Source organism: Halorussus salilacus, assembly GCF_024138125.1.
Lineage (GTDB): Archaea > Halobacteriota > Halobacteria > Halobacteriales > Haladaptataceae > Halorussus > Halorussus salilacus.
Window position 1 is genome coordinate 32,429 of the sequence record NZ_CP099994.1, and the last position, 14,266, is coordinate 46,694.

At 68.7% G+C, this 14,266-nt stretch carries 15 protein-coding genes; 7 read left to right on the forward strand and 8 right to left on the reverse strand.

The window, feature by feature from the left end; translation table 11 throughout:
• Positions 1-194: 194 nt before the first annotated feature.
• The gene (locus NGM10_RS15790; RefSeq protein WP_253484380.1) at positions 195-473 is read right to left on the reverse strand and encodes a DUF7521 family protein; all 279 of its coding nucleotides are present in this window, start codon (positions 471-473) and stop codon (positions 195-197) included.
• Between the two features lie 81 nt (positions 474-554).
• Positions 555-3,638 (reverse strand): FAD-binding and (Fe-S)-binding domain-containing protein, encoded by a 3,084-nt coding sequence (locus NGM10_RS15795; protein ID WP_253484383.1) that lies wholly within the window; start codon positions 3,636-3,638, stop codon positions 555-557.
• Between the two features lie 236 nt (positions 3,639-3,874).
• Between NGM10_RS15795 and NGM10_RS15800 the strand changes: the two genes are divergently transcribed.
• Together NGM10_RS15800 and NGM10_RS15805 are read left to right on the forward strand one after the other, a co-directional pair.
• Positions 3,875-4,612, forward strand: coding sequence for a minichromosome maintenance protein MCM (locus tag NGM10_RS15800; RefSeq protein WP_253484386.1), 738 nt, complete (start codon positions 3,875-3,877; stop codon positions 4,610-4,612).
• A gap of 104 nt (positions 4,613-4,716) precedes the next feature.
• The gene (locus tag NGM10_RS15805; protein ID WP_253484389.1) at positions 4,717-5,019 is read left to right on the forward strand and encodes a PadR family transcriptional regulator; all 303 of its coding nucleotides are present in this window, start codon (positions 4,717-4,719) and stop codon (positions 5,017-5,019) included.
• Here the strand turns inward: NGM10_RS15805 and NGM10_RS15810 are convergent.
• From NGM10_RS15810 to NGM10_RS15830, 5 genes are all read right to left on the reverse strand, one after another.
• Complete coding sequence (locus NGM10_RS15810) at positions 5,016-5,687, reverse strand: helix-turn-helix domain-containing protein (RefSeq protein WP_253484392.1); 672 nt, start codon at positions 5,685-5,687, stop codon at positions 5,016-5,018. The genes NGM10_RS15805 and NGM10_RS15810 overlap by 4 nt on opposite strands.
• A gap of 96 nt (positions 5,688-5,783) precedes the next feature.
• On the reverse strand, positions 5,784-6,173 hold the full coding sequence (locus NGM10_RS15815) for a hypothetical protein (RefSeq protein WP_253484394.1): 390 nt from the start codon (positions 6,171-6,173) through the stop codon (positions 5,784-5,786).
• Between the two features lie 229 nt (positions 6,174-6,402).
• Positions 6,403-6,588, reverse strand: coding sequence for a hypothetical protein (locus tag NGM10_RS15820; protein ID WP_253484397.1), 186 nt, complete (start codon positions 6,586-6,588; stop codon positions 6,403-6,405).
• A gap of 37 nt (positions 6,589-6,625) precedes the next feature.
• Positions 6,626-7,018 (reverse strand): DUF8115 family protein, encoded by a 393-nt coding sequence (locus NGM10_RS15825; protein ID WP_253484399.1) that lies wholly within the window; start codon positions 7,016-7,018, stop codon positions 6,626-6,628.
• Positions 7,015-7,902: a ParA family protein gene (locus NGM10_RS15830; RefSeq protein WP_253484401.1), complete on the reverse strand. Its 888-nt coding sequence runs from the start codon at positions 7,900-7,902 to the stop codon at positions 7,015-7,017. Before NGM10_RS15830 ends, NGM10_RS15825 begins: the two co-directional genes overlap by 4 nt.
• A gap of 168 nt (positions 7,903-8,070) precedes the next feature.
• Here NGM10_RS15830 and NGM10_RS15835 point away from each other — a divergent pair, with 168 nt between their 5' ends.
• The 5 genes from NGM10_RS15835 (at position 8,071) to NGM10_RS15855 (ending at position 13,213) form a co-directional block, all read left to right on the forward strand.
• On the forward strand, positions 8,071-8,547 hold the full coding sequence (locus tag NGM10_RS15835) for a DUF456 domain-containing protein (protein WP_253484404.1): 477 nt from the start codon (positions 8,071-8,073) through the stop codon (positions 8,545-8,547).
• Between the two features lie 40 nt (positions 8,548-8,587).
• Complete coding sequence (locus NGM10_RS15840) at positions 8,588-9,127, forward strand: DUF192 domain-containing protein (RefSeq protein ID WP_253484407.1); 540 nt, start codon at positions 8,588-8,590, stop codon at positions 9,125-9,127.
• A gap of 348 nt (positions 9,128-9,475) precedes the next feature.
• Positions 9,476-10,123 carry a pyroglutamyl-peptidase I gene (gene pcp / locus NGM10_RS15845; protein WP_253484410.1) on the forward strand — a complete coding sequence of 216 codons (648 nt, stop codon included), beginning with the start codon at positions 9,476-9,478 and terminating at the stop codon, positions 10,121-10,123.
• Between the two features lie 269 nt (positions 10,124-10,392).
• Entirely contained in the window at positions 10,393-10,893 is a 501-nt protein-coding gene (locus tag NGM10_RS15850; RefSeq protein WP_253484413.1) for an LUD domain-containing protein, read from the forward strand.
• A gap of 19 nt (positions 10,894-10,912) precedes the next feature.
• Positions 10,913-13,213, forward strand: coding sequence for an LUD domain-containing protein (locus NGM10_RS15855; RefSeq protein WP_253484416.1), 2,301 nt, complete (start codon positions 10,913-10,915; stop codon positions 13,211-13,213).
• A gap of 287 nt (positions 13,214-13,500) precedes the next feature.
• Here the strand turns inward: NGM10_RS15855 and NGM10_RS15860 are convergent, their stop codons facing one another.
• The gene (locus tag NGM10_RS15860) at positions 13,501-14,064 is read right to left on the reverse strand and encodes a HalX domain-containing protein (RefSeq protein ID WP_253484419.1); all 564 of its coding nucleotides are present in this window, start codon (positions 14,062-14,064) and stop codon (positions 13,501-13,503) included.
• Positions 14,065-14,266 lie beyond the last annotated feature (202 nt).

A 14,266-nucleotide genomic window follows, 5' to 3' on the forward strand; every position in this document is an offset into this window, starting at 1 on the left:
CGCCCGCTCGCGGGCCGAAGGCCCGTGGTCGTCTCCGCGGGCAACTATTCGCGCCGATGCTGTGCGTTGCGGTGAGGCGCGAATATCCCGCGGAGCGACCGCGAGCGGGCGAGGGCTTTCGAGGACGAAATCACGGGGTCTCCCCGGTCGTCGAACGAGGTCGCAGATTGGCACAACAGAAGAAGAGAGAACTCCTAGTCGGCGCGAACGCTGGTGACGATGAACAGATACCCCACGGTCGTCACGGCGTAGTTCACGGTTAGCAGGAGCCGACTCTCCGAGAACTCGGTCAGGAACGCGCTGAACGTGGTGGCGACCGCCGCGGCGACGACCAGCGAGAAACCGACCGTCAGGAACAGCATCGACCGACGCTCGGTCTGGACGTACGCGCGGGCGGCCATCCCCACGAGCGCGAGCCCGACGACTACGAGCGCGACGCTGAGGACGACGTAGGTCACTTCCATCGGTTGCATTCGGGTACCGTGATGGGCCTCTCGCTCTAGGAACGTAAACCTAGCCGGTCGTTATCAGCGGAGATAATCGGGCGACGGGTCTCAAGGGTCGAGCGCCGCCGCGAGTCGCTCGACGGGATGGTCGGGATGCTCGTCGTCGAGCTGGGACCGGCAGGACGCCCCGGGCGCGACCACGCGGTCGGCGTCGGGGGCGTCCTCGCGGAGCTGGCCACGGAGGATGTCGGCAATGGACTGGGAGAGTTCGTAGTGCTCGGCGTGGTAGCCGAAGCTCCCGGCCATCCCGCAACACCCCGAGTCGAGCGCGTCGACCTCGTAGCCCGCGCGCCGGAGGACCCGCTCGGCGTGGGTGTCGGTCCCGAGCGCCTTCTGGTTGCAGTGGCCGTGGTACGCGAGTCGCTCGTCTGGCGCGTCGAAGTCGAGGCGGTCGTCGAGGCGCTCGCGGTCGACGTACTCGCAGACGCCGTAGGCGTTCGCGGCGACCTGCTCGACGGCGGAGCCTGCTCGCGGGGCGCTTCGCTTCCCGCTCGCTGGTTCCGAGGCGCTACGCGCCTCGCCCAACAGGTCGGGATACTCGTCCTGAGCCATCGCGGCGTCGGAGGGCTCGACGTACACCACCGACCAGCCCTCGGCGACGCGGGGCGCGAACCGCTCGACGTTCGACGCGGCGCGCTCGCGCGCCGCGTCGAGCAGGCCCTCGGAGTAGGCGGGCCGCCCGCTGGGTTCGGCGTCGGGCACCTCGACGCGGGCCCCCGCGGCTTCGAGGACCCGGACCGCGGCCCGGCCCGCTTCGGGATAGACGTAGTTGGTGTAGGTGTCGGGGACCAGCAGGACGCGGTCCGTCGCGTTCGCCGCGGGAACGCGCGGGCCGCCCCGCGCCTCGAACCACGCCTCGAACGACTGCGCGGCGAACTCCGGCGGGTCGCGCTCGCGGGCGACCCCCAGCGCCTTCTCGGCGAGCAGGCCGGTACCGGGGAGGTCAGCGAGCCAGTTCGAGACGGGCGCGAGCGCGCTGCCGACCCGCGCGAGGCGGTCCACGTCGGCGAACAGGCGTTCTCGGAGGCCAGCGCCCTCCCGCTCGTGGTAGCGGTGCTTGACCTCGGCCTTGAGTTTCGCGAGGTCGACGCCGGTCGGGCAGTCGGATTGACACCCCTTGCAGCCGAGACAGAGGTCGAGCACCTCCTTCTGGAATCGCTCGGTGTACAGTTCCTCCTCGGGGAGCTGCCCCGAGATGGCGGCCCGGAGCATGTTCGCCCGGCCGCGAGTGGTCGCCATCTCGTCGTCCATCGCGCGATAGGAGGGACACATCACGTCGGAGTCGGTCTGCCTGCAGGTGCCGCATCCGTTGCAGAGTTCCACGAGGTGCGAGAAGCCGCCCTCCTCGGCGAAGTCCTGCTCGGTGGCCGGTTCGAGCGACGAGTAGGTCGGACCGTACCGGAGGTTCTCGCGCATGTCGGCCCCGACGCCGCGCTCGGGGTCGGCGTCCGGACCGGACGGCCCCACGTCCTCGGGCGAATCGCGGAAGACCACCTTGCCGGGGTTCATCCGCCAGTCGGGGTCGAACGCGGTCTTGAGTTCCTTGAAGGCGTCCCAGAGGTCGGGCCCGTACATCTTGGGGTTGAACTGGGTGCGGGCGAGGCCGTCGCCGTGCTCGCCCGAGAACGACCCCCGGTGGTCGAGCACGAGCGAGGTCACGTCGTCGGCGATGGAAAGCATCTTCTCGACGCCCTCTTCCTCCTTGAGGTTCAGGACCGGCCGGATGTGGAGGGTCCCGCTTCCCGCGTGGGCGAAGTAGGCCGCGGAGGTGTCGTGGGCCTCCAGCACGCCCATGAACCCCTGAACGTACTCGGCGAGCTCGGCGGGCGGGACCGACGCGTCCTCGATGAAGGGGTAGGGCTTGGGGTCGCCCTCCATGCTCATCAGCAGGGGGATGGCGGCCTTCCGGAGCTTCCAGAGCTTCGCCTGCTCGTCTTCGTCGTACGCCTCCAGCACGTCGAACGCCGCGCCCGCGTGGACGATCTCGGCGCTGACCTCCGCGATAGCCCCCTCCAGGTCGTCGCGGAGTTCCGAGTCGAACTCCACCATCAGGGCCGCGGCCGCCGAGTCCGGAATCGGGTCGGCGTACTCGGCGTACTCGGTCGACTCGCGGGCGAGCCGGAACACCTCCTCGTCCATCAACTCGACCGCACTCGGGTCGAACTCCAGCGCCCGGGGGACCGCCCCCATCGCGTCTAACAGGTCCTCGAAGCAGTAGAGCGCCAGCGCGGTCGCCTCGGGCACCGAGACCTGCGAGAGGGTGGCCTCGACGACCGCGCCCAGCGTCCCCTCCGCGCCGACGAACAGCTTGGCGAGATTTACGCATTCGTTTCCGTTTGCGTTTTCGTAAACGCATTCGTGGAGGTTGTACCCCGACACCGAGCGCTTGAGGTCGGGGTACCGCGATTCTATCTCCTCGGCGTTGTCCTCGACCAGCCCCCGAACGGTCCGATACAGTTGGGCCTCGCGGTCCTCGCTCGCGACGATTTCGTCCCACTCGGGGCCGTCGAGGACGACCTCGCGGGCGCGGATTCGAGTCCCGTCGGCAAGCACCGCCTCGCACTCCTCGACGTAGGCGTCGGTGATGCCGTACCGCACCGAGTGGGCCCCGGTGGAGTTGTTGCCGATGCCCCCGCCTATCGTCGCGCGGTTCGAGGAGGCGGGGTCGGGCGCGAACTTCAGTCCGTACTCGGCGAGTCGGGCGTCGAGGTCGTCCTGCACCACGCCCGGCTGGACCGTCGCGCGCATCGCGTCGGGGTCCACGTCGAGGATCGCGTCCATGTGCCGCGAGAAGTCGAGGACGACGCAACCGGGACCCACCGACTGGCCCGCGAGCGACGACCCCGCGCCGCGGGGGAGGACGGGCGCGTCGTGGTCGGCCGCGACTTCCATCGCGGCGCGTACGTCGTCGGCGTCGGTCGGAAACACGACGCCAGCGGGCCGGGCCTCGTAGATGCTCCCGTCGGTGGCGTAGAGTATCTGTGTGTACTCGTCGAATCGGACCTCGCCGCAGACCTCCGTGCGGAGGTCTGCGGCGAGGTCGGCGCGGTCCGGGTCGTCGGGCGCGTCGAGACCGAGCGAGTCCCGATGGGCGTCGAGGTCGGAGGAGCCGGAGTCGGCGGGAGAAGACATGGGAGCCATTGGCACGCGAAGGGGCTTAAATCCGGGGTGCGGGTGGTCGCGCGACCGGCCTCGGCCGCGGGCGTGGCCCGCGGCCGAGGCCCCCGTTATCGGAAACGAATCCGTAAACGTAAACGAAAACGATATCGGAAGCGACCGACGGCGGGGGCTTCTCAGGCCCTCGCTAAACCGGCCACCTGCCGGACAGGAGGCGTGTAACAAAGGCCGACGCGGGAGTCAGGCCGACCATGTCCGTTCGTAGCGGCGACTTGACGGAGAAGTGGTACGAGTACGTGTACCGCGACCGGTCGAAGTCGGTCCGGCGGTTCGTCGAGGCGTACCCCGACCGACGCGCGCTGTCGGTGAGTTGCACGCGAGTCGGCCACGACTACCGGTTCGTCAGACCGCTCCTCGCGAATCCCGACGAGGTCCTGCGCGCGGGCAAGGCCGCGCTGCGGCGGTTCCTCGCCGACGGGAGCGACCGCGACCTCGGGGACGTCTATCTGCGAGTCACCGACCTCCCCGCCGAGAGCGAAGTGGCGCTCGCCGACATCAGGGCCGACCACCTCAACGAACTCCACACGACCCGGGGCGTGGTCGCGGAGACCGGACCGGTCCGGCCGAAGGTCGTCCGCGCGGCGTTCCACTGCGCGAAGTGCGAGGCGGTCACCCGCCACGTCCCGACGCCGGGGCGGGAGCTACGAAAGCACGCCAAGTGCCCGCGGTGCAACTCGGTGGGCTACCTCTCGTTCGCGCCGGAGGCCAGCGAGTACGTCGACGCACAGGACGCGGTCGTCCTCGACCCCGAGCGCGAGGACGAGTCGGTGACGGTCCTGCTCGAACACGACCTCGCGGGGTCGGTGTCGGACGGGAAAGAGGTCCGGCTGGTCGGCATCCCGCGGGCGGATCGGGCCGACGACTCGACGGTCGCCGAGGTGTGGGTCGAGTCGGTGAGTATGGAATGCTTAACGGACCGAGACCGATAGCGTCTGGCGGTTTCCGCGTTATCGGGGCGTGACAGGTACCCGGGGTCGGAGCGGCCACCATCCTTTTGTCGGTTCGATGACTTCCAACTAACAGGGGGAAACAGATGTACGACCTGACAGGGTTCCAGCGTGACCTGCTGTACGTCATCGCGGGACTCGACGAACCGCACGGACTCGCCATCAAGGACGAGCTGGAATCGTACTACGAAAAGGAGATCCACCACGGACGGCTGTACCCGAACCTCGACACCCTCGTCGACAAGGGATTCGTCGAGAAGGGCCAGCGCGACCGTCGGACCAACTACTACACGCTCACTCGCCGGGGGACGCGGGAGATAGAGGCCCGCCGCGAGTGGGAGGCCCAGTACGTCGATCCGGACACCCAGCAGGCGACCGCGGAACCCTAGGGGTGGGAGGTAGCGAGCGTCGCGCCGACGACCGCGGCGTCGAGCGACTGCACCCAGCGCAGGACCGGGCCGTCCGGGACGAGGGCGTACTCGTCGCCCGTCTGTTCGAGCACGCCGAGGTCGACCAGCTTCTCGACGTGGAGCCACACCGCCTTCCGGGAGACGCCGGTAAGCCGATGGAGGTCCTCCTGAGTCAGCGTGCGGTCGGGGTCGGCCGAGAGCATGGCGTCGACCATCACGCGTACCGATTCGAGCCGAGCGAGGTACTCGAAGCCCGACTCGTCTCCGGGCGCGCCGGTGGCTTCGACCGCCTCGGAGAGTTGCCGCGCGGCGTGGAGGACGACGCCATGGTCGTTCACCCGGTAGGTGCCGTCCTCGGCGAACAGCACCCCGAGGGAGATGAGCGGGTCGACCGCGGTCTCGACCTCGTCGGGCGAGCGGTCGGCCGCGTCGGCGAGGTCGTCGGTGCCGTAGCGCGCGGTCGGGTCGGCGTCCAGTAGCGCGTCGAGGAGCGCCCGCACCGATTCGGTGCCGGTCAGCCAGAGCCAGCCGCTCGGGTAGGCCCGCCGGGCCTCCGAGACGTCGCGGTCGTCTGCCAGCTCCCACATGTCCGGCTCGGTGTCCGTGGTCCGGAGCTGGCGGTCGTCGTCGGTCGTGGGAAGGCTCATTACGTTTGGGCTGTCGCGGCGACGATAAAAAGCTACCGCGCGGGCGGACGCTCCGGACCCGAACCGACGACTGGGGTCGGCCGCGGCCGACCCCAGTCAGTCGACCCCGGTCGTCTCGCAGTCGACCCGCCACGCGCAGTCGCTCTCCTCCCGGAGCCGCGCGTACAGGGTCCGCAGGGCGGCCGACGCGGTCTCGGGCAGGACGTGGAACTCGACGCGACCGTACCGGACGACCACCCGGAACGCCGTGCCGTGGCGCTCGTCGTGAACGAGGTAGACCGGCTTGGGGAGTTCGAACCAGTCGCCGTAGGTGTAGCGGTCGTCTTCGAGGACGCCTTCGACCAGCGCCGCGAGTTCGCCGTCGTCGGCCTCCGAGTCGGGCGAGAGGTGGAAGACGGTTCCCCCCTCGTACTCGACGCCGCCCTCGCGGGGAAAGCTCCGCTGAGGACGGCGGGGAATGTCGAAGGTCGGCGCGTCGTCGGTCACGACGAGAGGTACGTCGTCATCGCTTATCAATGTCGGCGACGCCAGTAGACGTTTGCGGAAACGTTTGCGATTGCGTTAACGGATTCGTTTCCGTCTCTCGCCGGAGTTCCCGGGAGCGGTTTCGGGCGCGTTTCGCCCCGGTCGGCGCGCCGACCGGGGCGACCGCGACGGTTCGGTTTTCGAATGCGTTTGCGGAACCGCAAACGCATTCGAAAACGCGTGACTGAAGCTATGCGAGTCGTCTCGCGGTGAGATACCCGACGACGACCGCAACGACCCCGCCGACGACGAATCCGAGTTCGGATTCGAGCGCGAACACCACGGGGAACCCGACGCCGAGGAAGGTCAGCATCGCCGCGACGAGGACGATTCGGAACTGCAGGTCCAGAACGGCGATGTCTTCGAACAGGCTCATAGTTTCCGTAAACGGAAACGCAAACGATTGCGGAAACTCAGACGTTTCGCCGGGCGTGCTCGGCAGACGCGTCGGCGAGCAGGTCGAGGTACTCGGGGGCCGCCTCCCGGATGCCGAGCCGGACGGCGAGTCGGACGACCTCGCTGCGGTCGAGCGCGTCGGGGTCGACGTCACGGCCAAGCGCCTCCTGAAGCGAGGTGCCGACCTCCGCGAGTTCGCCGTCGCGGTCGGCGAGCATGGTCAGCAGGGCGGTCACCGACGCGTCGCGCGCGGCGAACGTCTTGGCCTGTTCGCCCGACTCGATGGCTTCGAGCGCGTCGATCAGGTCCTCGACGACATCTTCTCCGTCGCCCGGGGACCGGGAGGGCTGGTCGAGTCGGTCGGTCCGCTGGGTCTGCTGGCGGAGTTCTTCGAGGTCGGGGTCGCTCACGCGCGCTCACCTCCCGCGGGGGCGACGCGCCCGGACGCAAGCCGGTCGGCCAGCGCGTCGGCGTTCTCTAGGAACGATTCGCGTGCGCGCTCGGCGGTGGTCGAAGGCTCCTCCAGCGCGAACGCGGTCCGGCCCTGCTCGGCCGCGTTCCGGATGTCCTGACTCACGGGGACGTAGGCGGGCGCGAACGCCTCGGGGTAGGCGTCCTCGAAGGCGTCGAGGTACTCCTCGGCGAGTGTGGTCCGGGTGTCGACCTTGTTCGGGAGTACCATCGCGAGTTCGACGTTCACGTCGAAGTTCGCGCCGATCTTGTCGAGGTCGGCGCGGAGCGCCTCGGCCTGCTCGGACTCGAACGGCCCCATCTCGACCGGCGCGATGACGTTCCGCGCGGCCCAGAGGCCGTTGTAGCTCACGTTGTTCGTGAGTCCGGGGAGGTCGATGAGGATGGCGTCGTAGCCCAGCGGTTCGATGTACTCGTCGAGGAACGCGTCGAGTCGCGAGTAGCGGTCGTGGGCGTCGTCGATGTTGCCCAGTTCGGCGTCGAGGCTGTCGAGCCCCGGGTGGGCCGGGACGAGGTCGACGCCCTCGTCGGTTTCGAGGATCAGGTCCTCGACCGCGGCGGTCCCGAGCTTCTCGGCGATGGCGTCCCACTGGTCCTGAAAGACGGTCGAGATGTTCGGCCAGTCGTCGTCGGACTCGATCTGGCGTTCGACGGTCTCCCAGCAGCCGAAGTGCTTGACGAGGTCGCCCTGTTTGCCCGCGAGGTCGATGAGCAACACGTCGTTGCCCAGTTCGGCGAGCGCCACGCCGAGGTGGGCCGCGGTCGTGGTCTTGCCGGTGCCGCCCTTGTCGAGGAAGGTGCAGGCGCGGATGGACCGAGACATTATTTGCGTTTGCGCAAACGCAAACAGGGTATTTAGTCCTTCGTCAGACACGTCCGGAGTAAGTGATAGTTTTCGTTTCCGGAATCGAGTACGTTTGCGCAAACGTAAACGGCACCGTAATCGTCCACGGACCGCCATCCATAACGGGCCCACGCTCCAAGTCGGCCCATGGAACTGGCGTTCGCCCTCGCGGTGGGGCTCCTCCTCGCGGGGGTCGTCGGGAGCGCCGTCCCGGTGGTCCCCGGCGCGGGGCTGTCGCTGGCGGGGATCTACCTCCACTGGTGGTCGACGGGCTACGCGAGTCCGGGACCCGCCGCGTTGGTCGCGTTCACGCTCGTCGGGCTCGCCGCGATGCTGACCGACCAGTTCGCGGGAGCGGTCGCCGCGCGGGTCGGCGGGGCGTCGGCGAGGACCACCGCGCTGGCGGCCGTGGTTAGCCTTCCGCTGTTGGTGGTCGCGGGCCCGGCCGGACTCGTGGTCGGCGTCGCTGGCGTGGTCTTCCTCGCGGAGGCGTATCGCACCCGAGACCCGAGTCGGGGGCTCCGGTCGGCGGCGTTCGCAACGGTCGGCGTCCTCGGCTCCGCGGTGGTGCAGGTGCTGTTGACCCTCTCGCTGCTCGTCGGCTTCCTCCTCGCGGTGGTCTGACGGGGGGATTTTTGTCCGGGCGCGAAGTAGTATGCGGGGTATGAGAGTTCACGTCGCGGTTCTGGTGGGGTTGCTGTTGCTCGGGGGCTGTCTCGGGGCGACCGGACCGAGCGACATCGCGGCCTCCGGCGACCAGACCGAGTCGCCGGAGACGACCGCGGTCGAGGACGGGAACGTGACGGGAACGTTCGTCGTCGAGGACGGCGAGGACGCCACGGTGAGCCTCGAAGTCGCGAACACGTCCGACGAGCGTCAGGAGGGACTGATGCACAGGCAGTCCCTGCCCGAGGACCACGGCATGGTGTTCGTCTACGAGGAGGCCGCCCCCCGGTCGTTCTGGATGAAGAACACGTACGTTCCCCTCGACATCGTCTTCGTCGCGCCCAACGGGTCCGTGCTCAACGTCGAACACGCCGAGCCCCAGCCCAACGCTTCGGACGCCGAGCTACAGCGGTACCGTAGCGACGGTGACGCGAAGTACGTGGTCGAACTCGAACGCGGATTCGCGAACGAGACCGGCGTGGAGCCGGGGACCGAGTTCGTCTTCAACGGTTCCGCGCCGGAGGCCGGAACCGAGTAGCTGTACTCGTGCCGACATGAAACAGAAAGCATTTATATGGAGAGCGTGACGCCACGAATACCTCGGGTAGGGGTACGCGAGGTACATTCTTTCGGCGATGCTCGGTGAGCCGACGGACCGACGAGCGAAGGCCGACTCGCCGCCCGTGAGGGATCCAGTATCGCCCCCGTTTACGTAAACGGAAACGATAGCGGAAACGATAGCGGAAACGGTATCGGAAACGATAGCGGAAACGATAGCGGAAACGATAGCGGAAACGATATCGGGACCGACGACGGGACCGGTCGGGGAGTTCGACGGGATACCGCGACGACAAGGACCAAGACCGCCGGGCGTCCAGTCGAGGACATGACGCTCCTGCTCACGGGATACGAACCGTTCGGCGACCACGACCGCAACCCCTCCAAGGCGGTCGCACGCGACCTCGACGGCGAGGAGGTCGCCGACCGCGAGGTGGTCGGTCGCGTCCTGCCCGTGGAGTTCGACCGGGCGGGCGAGGAGATGACCGAACTGATCGAGGACCACGACCCGGCGGCGGTCGTCGCCACCGGACTCGCGGCGGGTCGCGCGGCCGTCAGCGTCGAGCGCGTCGGCGTCAACGTCGCCGACTGCGCGGGCGTCCCTGACAACGCCGACGCCGAACCGCGGGACGAGCGGATTCGGGACGAGGGACCGGCGGCCTACTTCGCGACCCTCCCGGTCGCGCGAGTGGTGGGCGACCTGCTCGACGCCGGAATCCCCGCCCGGGTGTCGAACACCGCGGGGACCCACCTCTGCAACCACGTCCTGTACCGGACGCGGGCCCACGTCGAGCGCGAGGGACTGGATATTCCGGCGGGGTTCGTCCACCTGCCGCTGACGCCCGAGGGGGCCGCGTCGAAGGCGCGGGACGGCGAGGCCGAGAGCGGCGGAGCGGTCCCCCCGAGCCTCCCGCTGGGAATCCAGCGGGAAGCGGTTCGGCGAGCGTTCGAGGCGACGCTCGAACGCGGCGAGTAGTCGGTCGACTGGGCGAGCGACGGGGGCGTCCGAGTCGCGTTCACGTCGTCGAACGCGCCGTCCCGGACCATGGACACCTTACCGGCCCCGACCTCCACGGCGAACGTGCGGAAGAAGACGGCGCTCCCCGAGACCTCGCCGCGCTCGGTGGCGCGCTTGAGCGCGACCGCACCGTCGAGACTCCCGGCACCGGAGGGTCGTGTCGGCAAGCGTGGCCGGATTCGTCCGCCACCCACACCATTACGTCGCCCGGGCCCCACGCTACACCCATGACCGGCCTCGTCCAGCAGTTCGAGCGCGAGGCGACCGACGCCGGGTGCGAGGTCCGGCGGGTCGCGGCGGCCGAGTTCGCCGACGCGCTCGCCGACCGCCTCGACCCCCCGGCAGTCGGCGCGCCGCTCCCCTTCGAGGGCGTCTCGCTCCCCGACGACGTGACGACCGACCCGACGCCGAGCGACCTCGAATCGGCTCGGACGGGCGTCACCCCCGCGCGGTTCGCGGTCGCCGACTACGGGTCGGTCGCGATACGGTCGACCGCCGCGGGAGACGAGCCCGCGAGCCTCTACCCGGAGCGACACGTCGCTGTCGTCGCGGCCAGCGACGTGGTGGGCGACATGACCGCGGGCGTCGAGCGACTCGGGGAGATAGCGCGGGCGGGCGGCGACGTGGTGTTGGCCACCGGCCCGAGCGCGACCGCCGACATGGGCGAACTCGTAGTGGGCGCACACGGCCCGCGAGCGGTGACCGTGTTCGTGCTGGAGGACCGATGACGGTGGCGTCGGAGGCTCCATGACCGGCGGAGCGAGCAGGGCCGAGAAGGCCGCCCGGATTCGCCGCCTGCTCGACGCCGAGGGCGACAGCGTCGAGCGCAATACCCGGGCGTTCAACGAGGGTCGGTACGACGCGGTCGCCGAGCTATCGGACTACGAGGAACTCAAGGAGCAGGCGCGAGCGATTCAGGAGGACGCCATCGAGCGCCTCCCCGAACTCGTCGAGCAAGTTCGCCAGAGCGTCGAGGAAAACGGCGGCCACGTCTACCTCGCAGAGGACGCCGCCGACGCGAACCGGTACGTCCGGGAGGTGGTCCGCGAGCGCGACGCCGAGACGGTGGTCAAGAGCAAGTCGATGACATCCGAGGAGATCGAGGTCAACGACGCCGTCCGCGAGGCGGGCGCGGAGGTGTGGGAGACCGACCTCGGGGAGTTCGTCGTCCAGATCGCCGACGAAGCGCCGAGCCACATCGTCGCGCCCGCGATTCACAGGTCCCGGGAGGCCATCGCCGAGTTGTTCGAGGCGCGCTTCGACCCGGACGAACCGCTCGAAACAGCCGAGGACCTGACCGCGTTCGCCCGCGAGTTCCTCGCCGAGAAGATCGCGGGGGCCGACGTGGGGATGACGGGCGCGAACTTCGTGGCCGCCGACACCGGGACGCTCACGCTGGTGACCAGCGAGGGCAACGCCCGCAAGACGGTCGCGGCGACCGACGCCCACGTCGCGGTCGCGGGCGTCGAGAAGCTCCTGCCCGCCTTCGAGGACGTGTCCCCGTTCGTGGAACTCATCGCGCGCTCGGGGACCGGCCAGTCGATCACCTCCTACGTGACCTTCCTCACGCCGCCGGGAGACGCGCCGACGCTGGACTTCGACGCCGACGAAATCGGCGAGCGCGACCGCGAGTTCCACCTCGTCCTGCTTGACAACGGCCGGATGGCGATGCGCGAGGACGACCAGTTGCGCGAGACCCTCTACTGCGTCCGGTGTTCGGCGTGTCTCAACTCCTGCGCCAACTTCCAGCACGTCGGCGGCCACGCCTTCGGCGGGGAGACATACTCGGGCGGCATCGCAACCGGGTGGGAGGCGGGGGTCCACGGGATGGAGTCGGCGGCGGAGTTCAACGACCTCTGCACCGGCTGTACCCGGTGTGTGAACCAGTGTCCGGTCGGCATCGACGTGCCGTGGATAAACACGGTGGTCCGAGACCGCCTCAATCGCGGCGGGGAGGGGAACTTCGACTTCCTCGTGGAGGGGCTGACTCCCGACGAGGAGCCGGGCGGGCTCGACCTCCAGAAGCGCTTTTTCGGCAACTTCCCCGCGGTCGCGAAACTCGGGAGCGCGACCGCGCCGGTCTCGAACTGGCTCGCCCGCGCGCCGGGCGCGCGGGCGCTGGCCGAGCGCGCGCTGGGCGTCGACTCGCGGCGGGACCTGCCGACGTTCCGGCGCGAGACGCTCCGAAAGTGGTTCGCCTCGCGGGGCGGGGCGCGAGCGTCCGTGCGGCGCGCGCGCCGCACGGACGCGAGCGAGGGACACGCAGCCGACCCCGGCACGGCCAGCCGCGGTATCGAAAACGGAGACGTAAACGGAAACGTAAACGGGAACGTAAACGATAACGGTCGGGTGGCGGTCCTGTATCCGGACCCCTACACCAACCACGTCGCGGTCGAGCGCGGAAAAGCGGCGGTCCGGACGCTGGAGGCGCTCGGGGTCGCGGTGCGAATTCCCGACCTGCCCCCGTCGGGTCGCGCGCCCCTCTCGCAGGGGATGGTCGCGACCGCCGAGGCCCGGGCCTCGGCGGTCGCCGACGCGTTCGACCCCCACCTCGACGCGGGCCGGGACGTGGTGGTCGTCGAGCCCAGCGACCTCGCGATGTTCCGGGCCGACTACCGAAAGCTCCTCCCCGAGCGCGAGGCCGACCGAATCGCCGAGAACAGCTACGAGCTGTTCGAGTACGTCTACGGCCTGCTGGAGAACGGTGCCGACGCCAGCGGCCTCCAAGAGGGCGGCGGCGAGCGACTCGACTATCATTCCCACTGCCAGCAACGCACCCTCGGGCTGGCGTCCTACACCACCGCGGTCCTCGACCGGCTCGGCTACGAGGTCGCGACCTCCGACGCGGAGTGTTGCGGCATGGCCGGGAGCTTCGGCTACAAGCGCGAGTACTACGAACTGAGTCGGGAGGTGGGCGAGAGCCTGACCGAGGAGTTCGCGGGCGAGGGGCGCGTGGTCGCCAGCGGCACCTCCTGTTGCGAGCAGTTGAGCGCGCTCCGCGAGGAGGACGTTCCCCACCCCGTCGAGCGAATCGCCCCGGTGGAGTGACGACAGCTCGGGTTTGGGAACGGCATCGCAGGCCGGTCAGTCCACCGAGAGACGGCCGGTGACACCGGCTAGGGGGCGGGACTGAAAGGGGCGGCGCGCTCGCGTTTATGTAGTCGCCTCAGCGACCGCTATCGCCGCGCGGTTTGCGGCGATATGTCGCTGAGCGACCGCGAGCGCGCCGGGGCTTTCGAACACGAAGACTCCTATCCCTACCTCGCAGGCAAACCGACGAAGGAAGTCACTCCCAACGCACTAACACCGACTGAAAGCAAAGCGACCGAACGATTCTAGAGGTCCTGAAACGCGCCCACGTAGTCGTCGTGGTCAGACAGCTGGTCGCGGGTCTTCTCGACCTCCTCGCGGAGGTCCTCTATCTCCGCTGTCAGCTCAGCGTACTCGTCGCTGTCGTCGAGCGCGGCGGCGTCCTTCTCGGCTTCGAGGACCGCCTTCTTCGAGACGAGCGAGTAGAACTCCTGGAGTTTCGCGCCGTAGTCGACCCGGGTGAGCATCTCGGAGACGGTCTCGTCGAGGTCCTCGCGCGAGACGGGCTTGACGAGGTAGTCGTCGAATCCCATCTCGAGGATGTCGAAGTCGGGTTTGACGGCGGTGACCATGACGACCCGGCAGTTGAGCTCGCGCTCCCTGATTCGTTCGAGGACCTCGTCGCCGGACTGGCCCGGCATCCGGCGGTCGAGGAGTACGACGTCTACGGTCTCGTCGAGAACGTCGAGCGCGGATTCGCCCTCGTAGACACTCCGAACGCGATAGTCGTCCTGTAGCCACATCGCGTACAGGTCGGCAACGTCTTCCTCGTCGTCTACGACGAGGACGGTCGATTGGTCAGGGGACATGTTCGGATTCCGACGCGCTTCTTCGAGCGTTGCAGTTAGTGAATGAATCATGCGACAAGATTGACTTATATCTTGTGGTTGGGACGGGAAATCGAACGCGTCGGTCCCGGATAGTTCCGGGAAACCGGAACCGAGAGGCGGTCTCGGGGTCGCTCGATGCGGATTTTCTTCCGAGGCAATACCGAAATGAATAATTACTGGG

Bases quoted from the DNA above. Each gene is read 5' to 3' on its own strand.
- NGM10_RS15795 (WP_253484383.1), bottom strand. From the start codon at position 3,638: ATGTCTTCTCCCGCCGACTCCGGCTCCTCCGACCTCGACGCCCATCGG.
- pcp (WP_253484410.1), top strand. From the start codon at position 9,476: ATGACGCTCCTGCTCACGGGATACGAACCGTTCGGCGACCACGACCGC.
- NGM10_RS15790 (WP_253484380.1), bottom strand. From the start codon at position 473: ATGCAACCGATGGAAGTGACCTACGTCGTCCTCAGCGTCGCGCTCGTA.
- NGM10_RS15820 (WP_253484397.1), bottom strand. From the start codon at position 6,588: ATGAGCCTGTTCGAAGACATCGCCGTTCTGGACCTGCAGTTCCGAATC.
- NGM10_RS15805 (WP_253484389.1), top strand. From the start codon at position 4,717: ATGTACGACCTGACAGGGTTCCAGCGTGACCTGCTGTACGTCATCGCG.
- NGM10_RS15835 (WP_253484404.1), top strand. From the start codon at position 8,071: ATGGAACTGGCGTTCGCCCTCGCGGTGGGGCTCCTCCTCGCGGGGGTC.
- NGM10_RS15810 (WP_253484392.1), bottom strand. From the start codon at position 5,687: ATGAGCCTTCCCACGACCGACGACGACCGCCAGCTCCGGACCACGGAC.
- NGM10_RS15840 (WP_253484407.1), top strand. From the start codon at position 8,588: ATGAGAGTTCACGTCGCGGTTCTGGTGGGGTTGCTGTTGCTCGGGGGC.
- NGM10_RS15855 (WP_253484416.1), top strand. From the start codon at position 10,913: ATGACCGGCGGAGCGAGCAGGGCCGAGAAGGCCGCCCGGATTCGCCGC.
- NGM10_RS15830 (WP_253484401.1), bottom strand. From the start codon at position 7,902: ATGTCTCGGTCCATCCGCGCCTGCACCTTCCTCGACAAGGGCGGCACC.
- NGM10_RS15850 (WP_253484413.1), top strand. From the start codon at position 10,393: ATGACCGGCCTCGTCCAGCAGTTCGAGCGCGAGGCGACCGACGCCGGG.
- NGM10_RS15860 (WP_253484419.1), bottom strand. From the start codon at position 14,064: ATGTCCCCTGACCAATCGACCGTCCTCGTCGTAGACGACGAGGAAGAC.
- NGM10_RS15800 (WP_253484386.1), top strand. From the start codon at position 3,875: ATGTCCGTTCGTAGCGGCGACTTGACGGAGAAGTGGTACGAGTACGTG.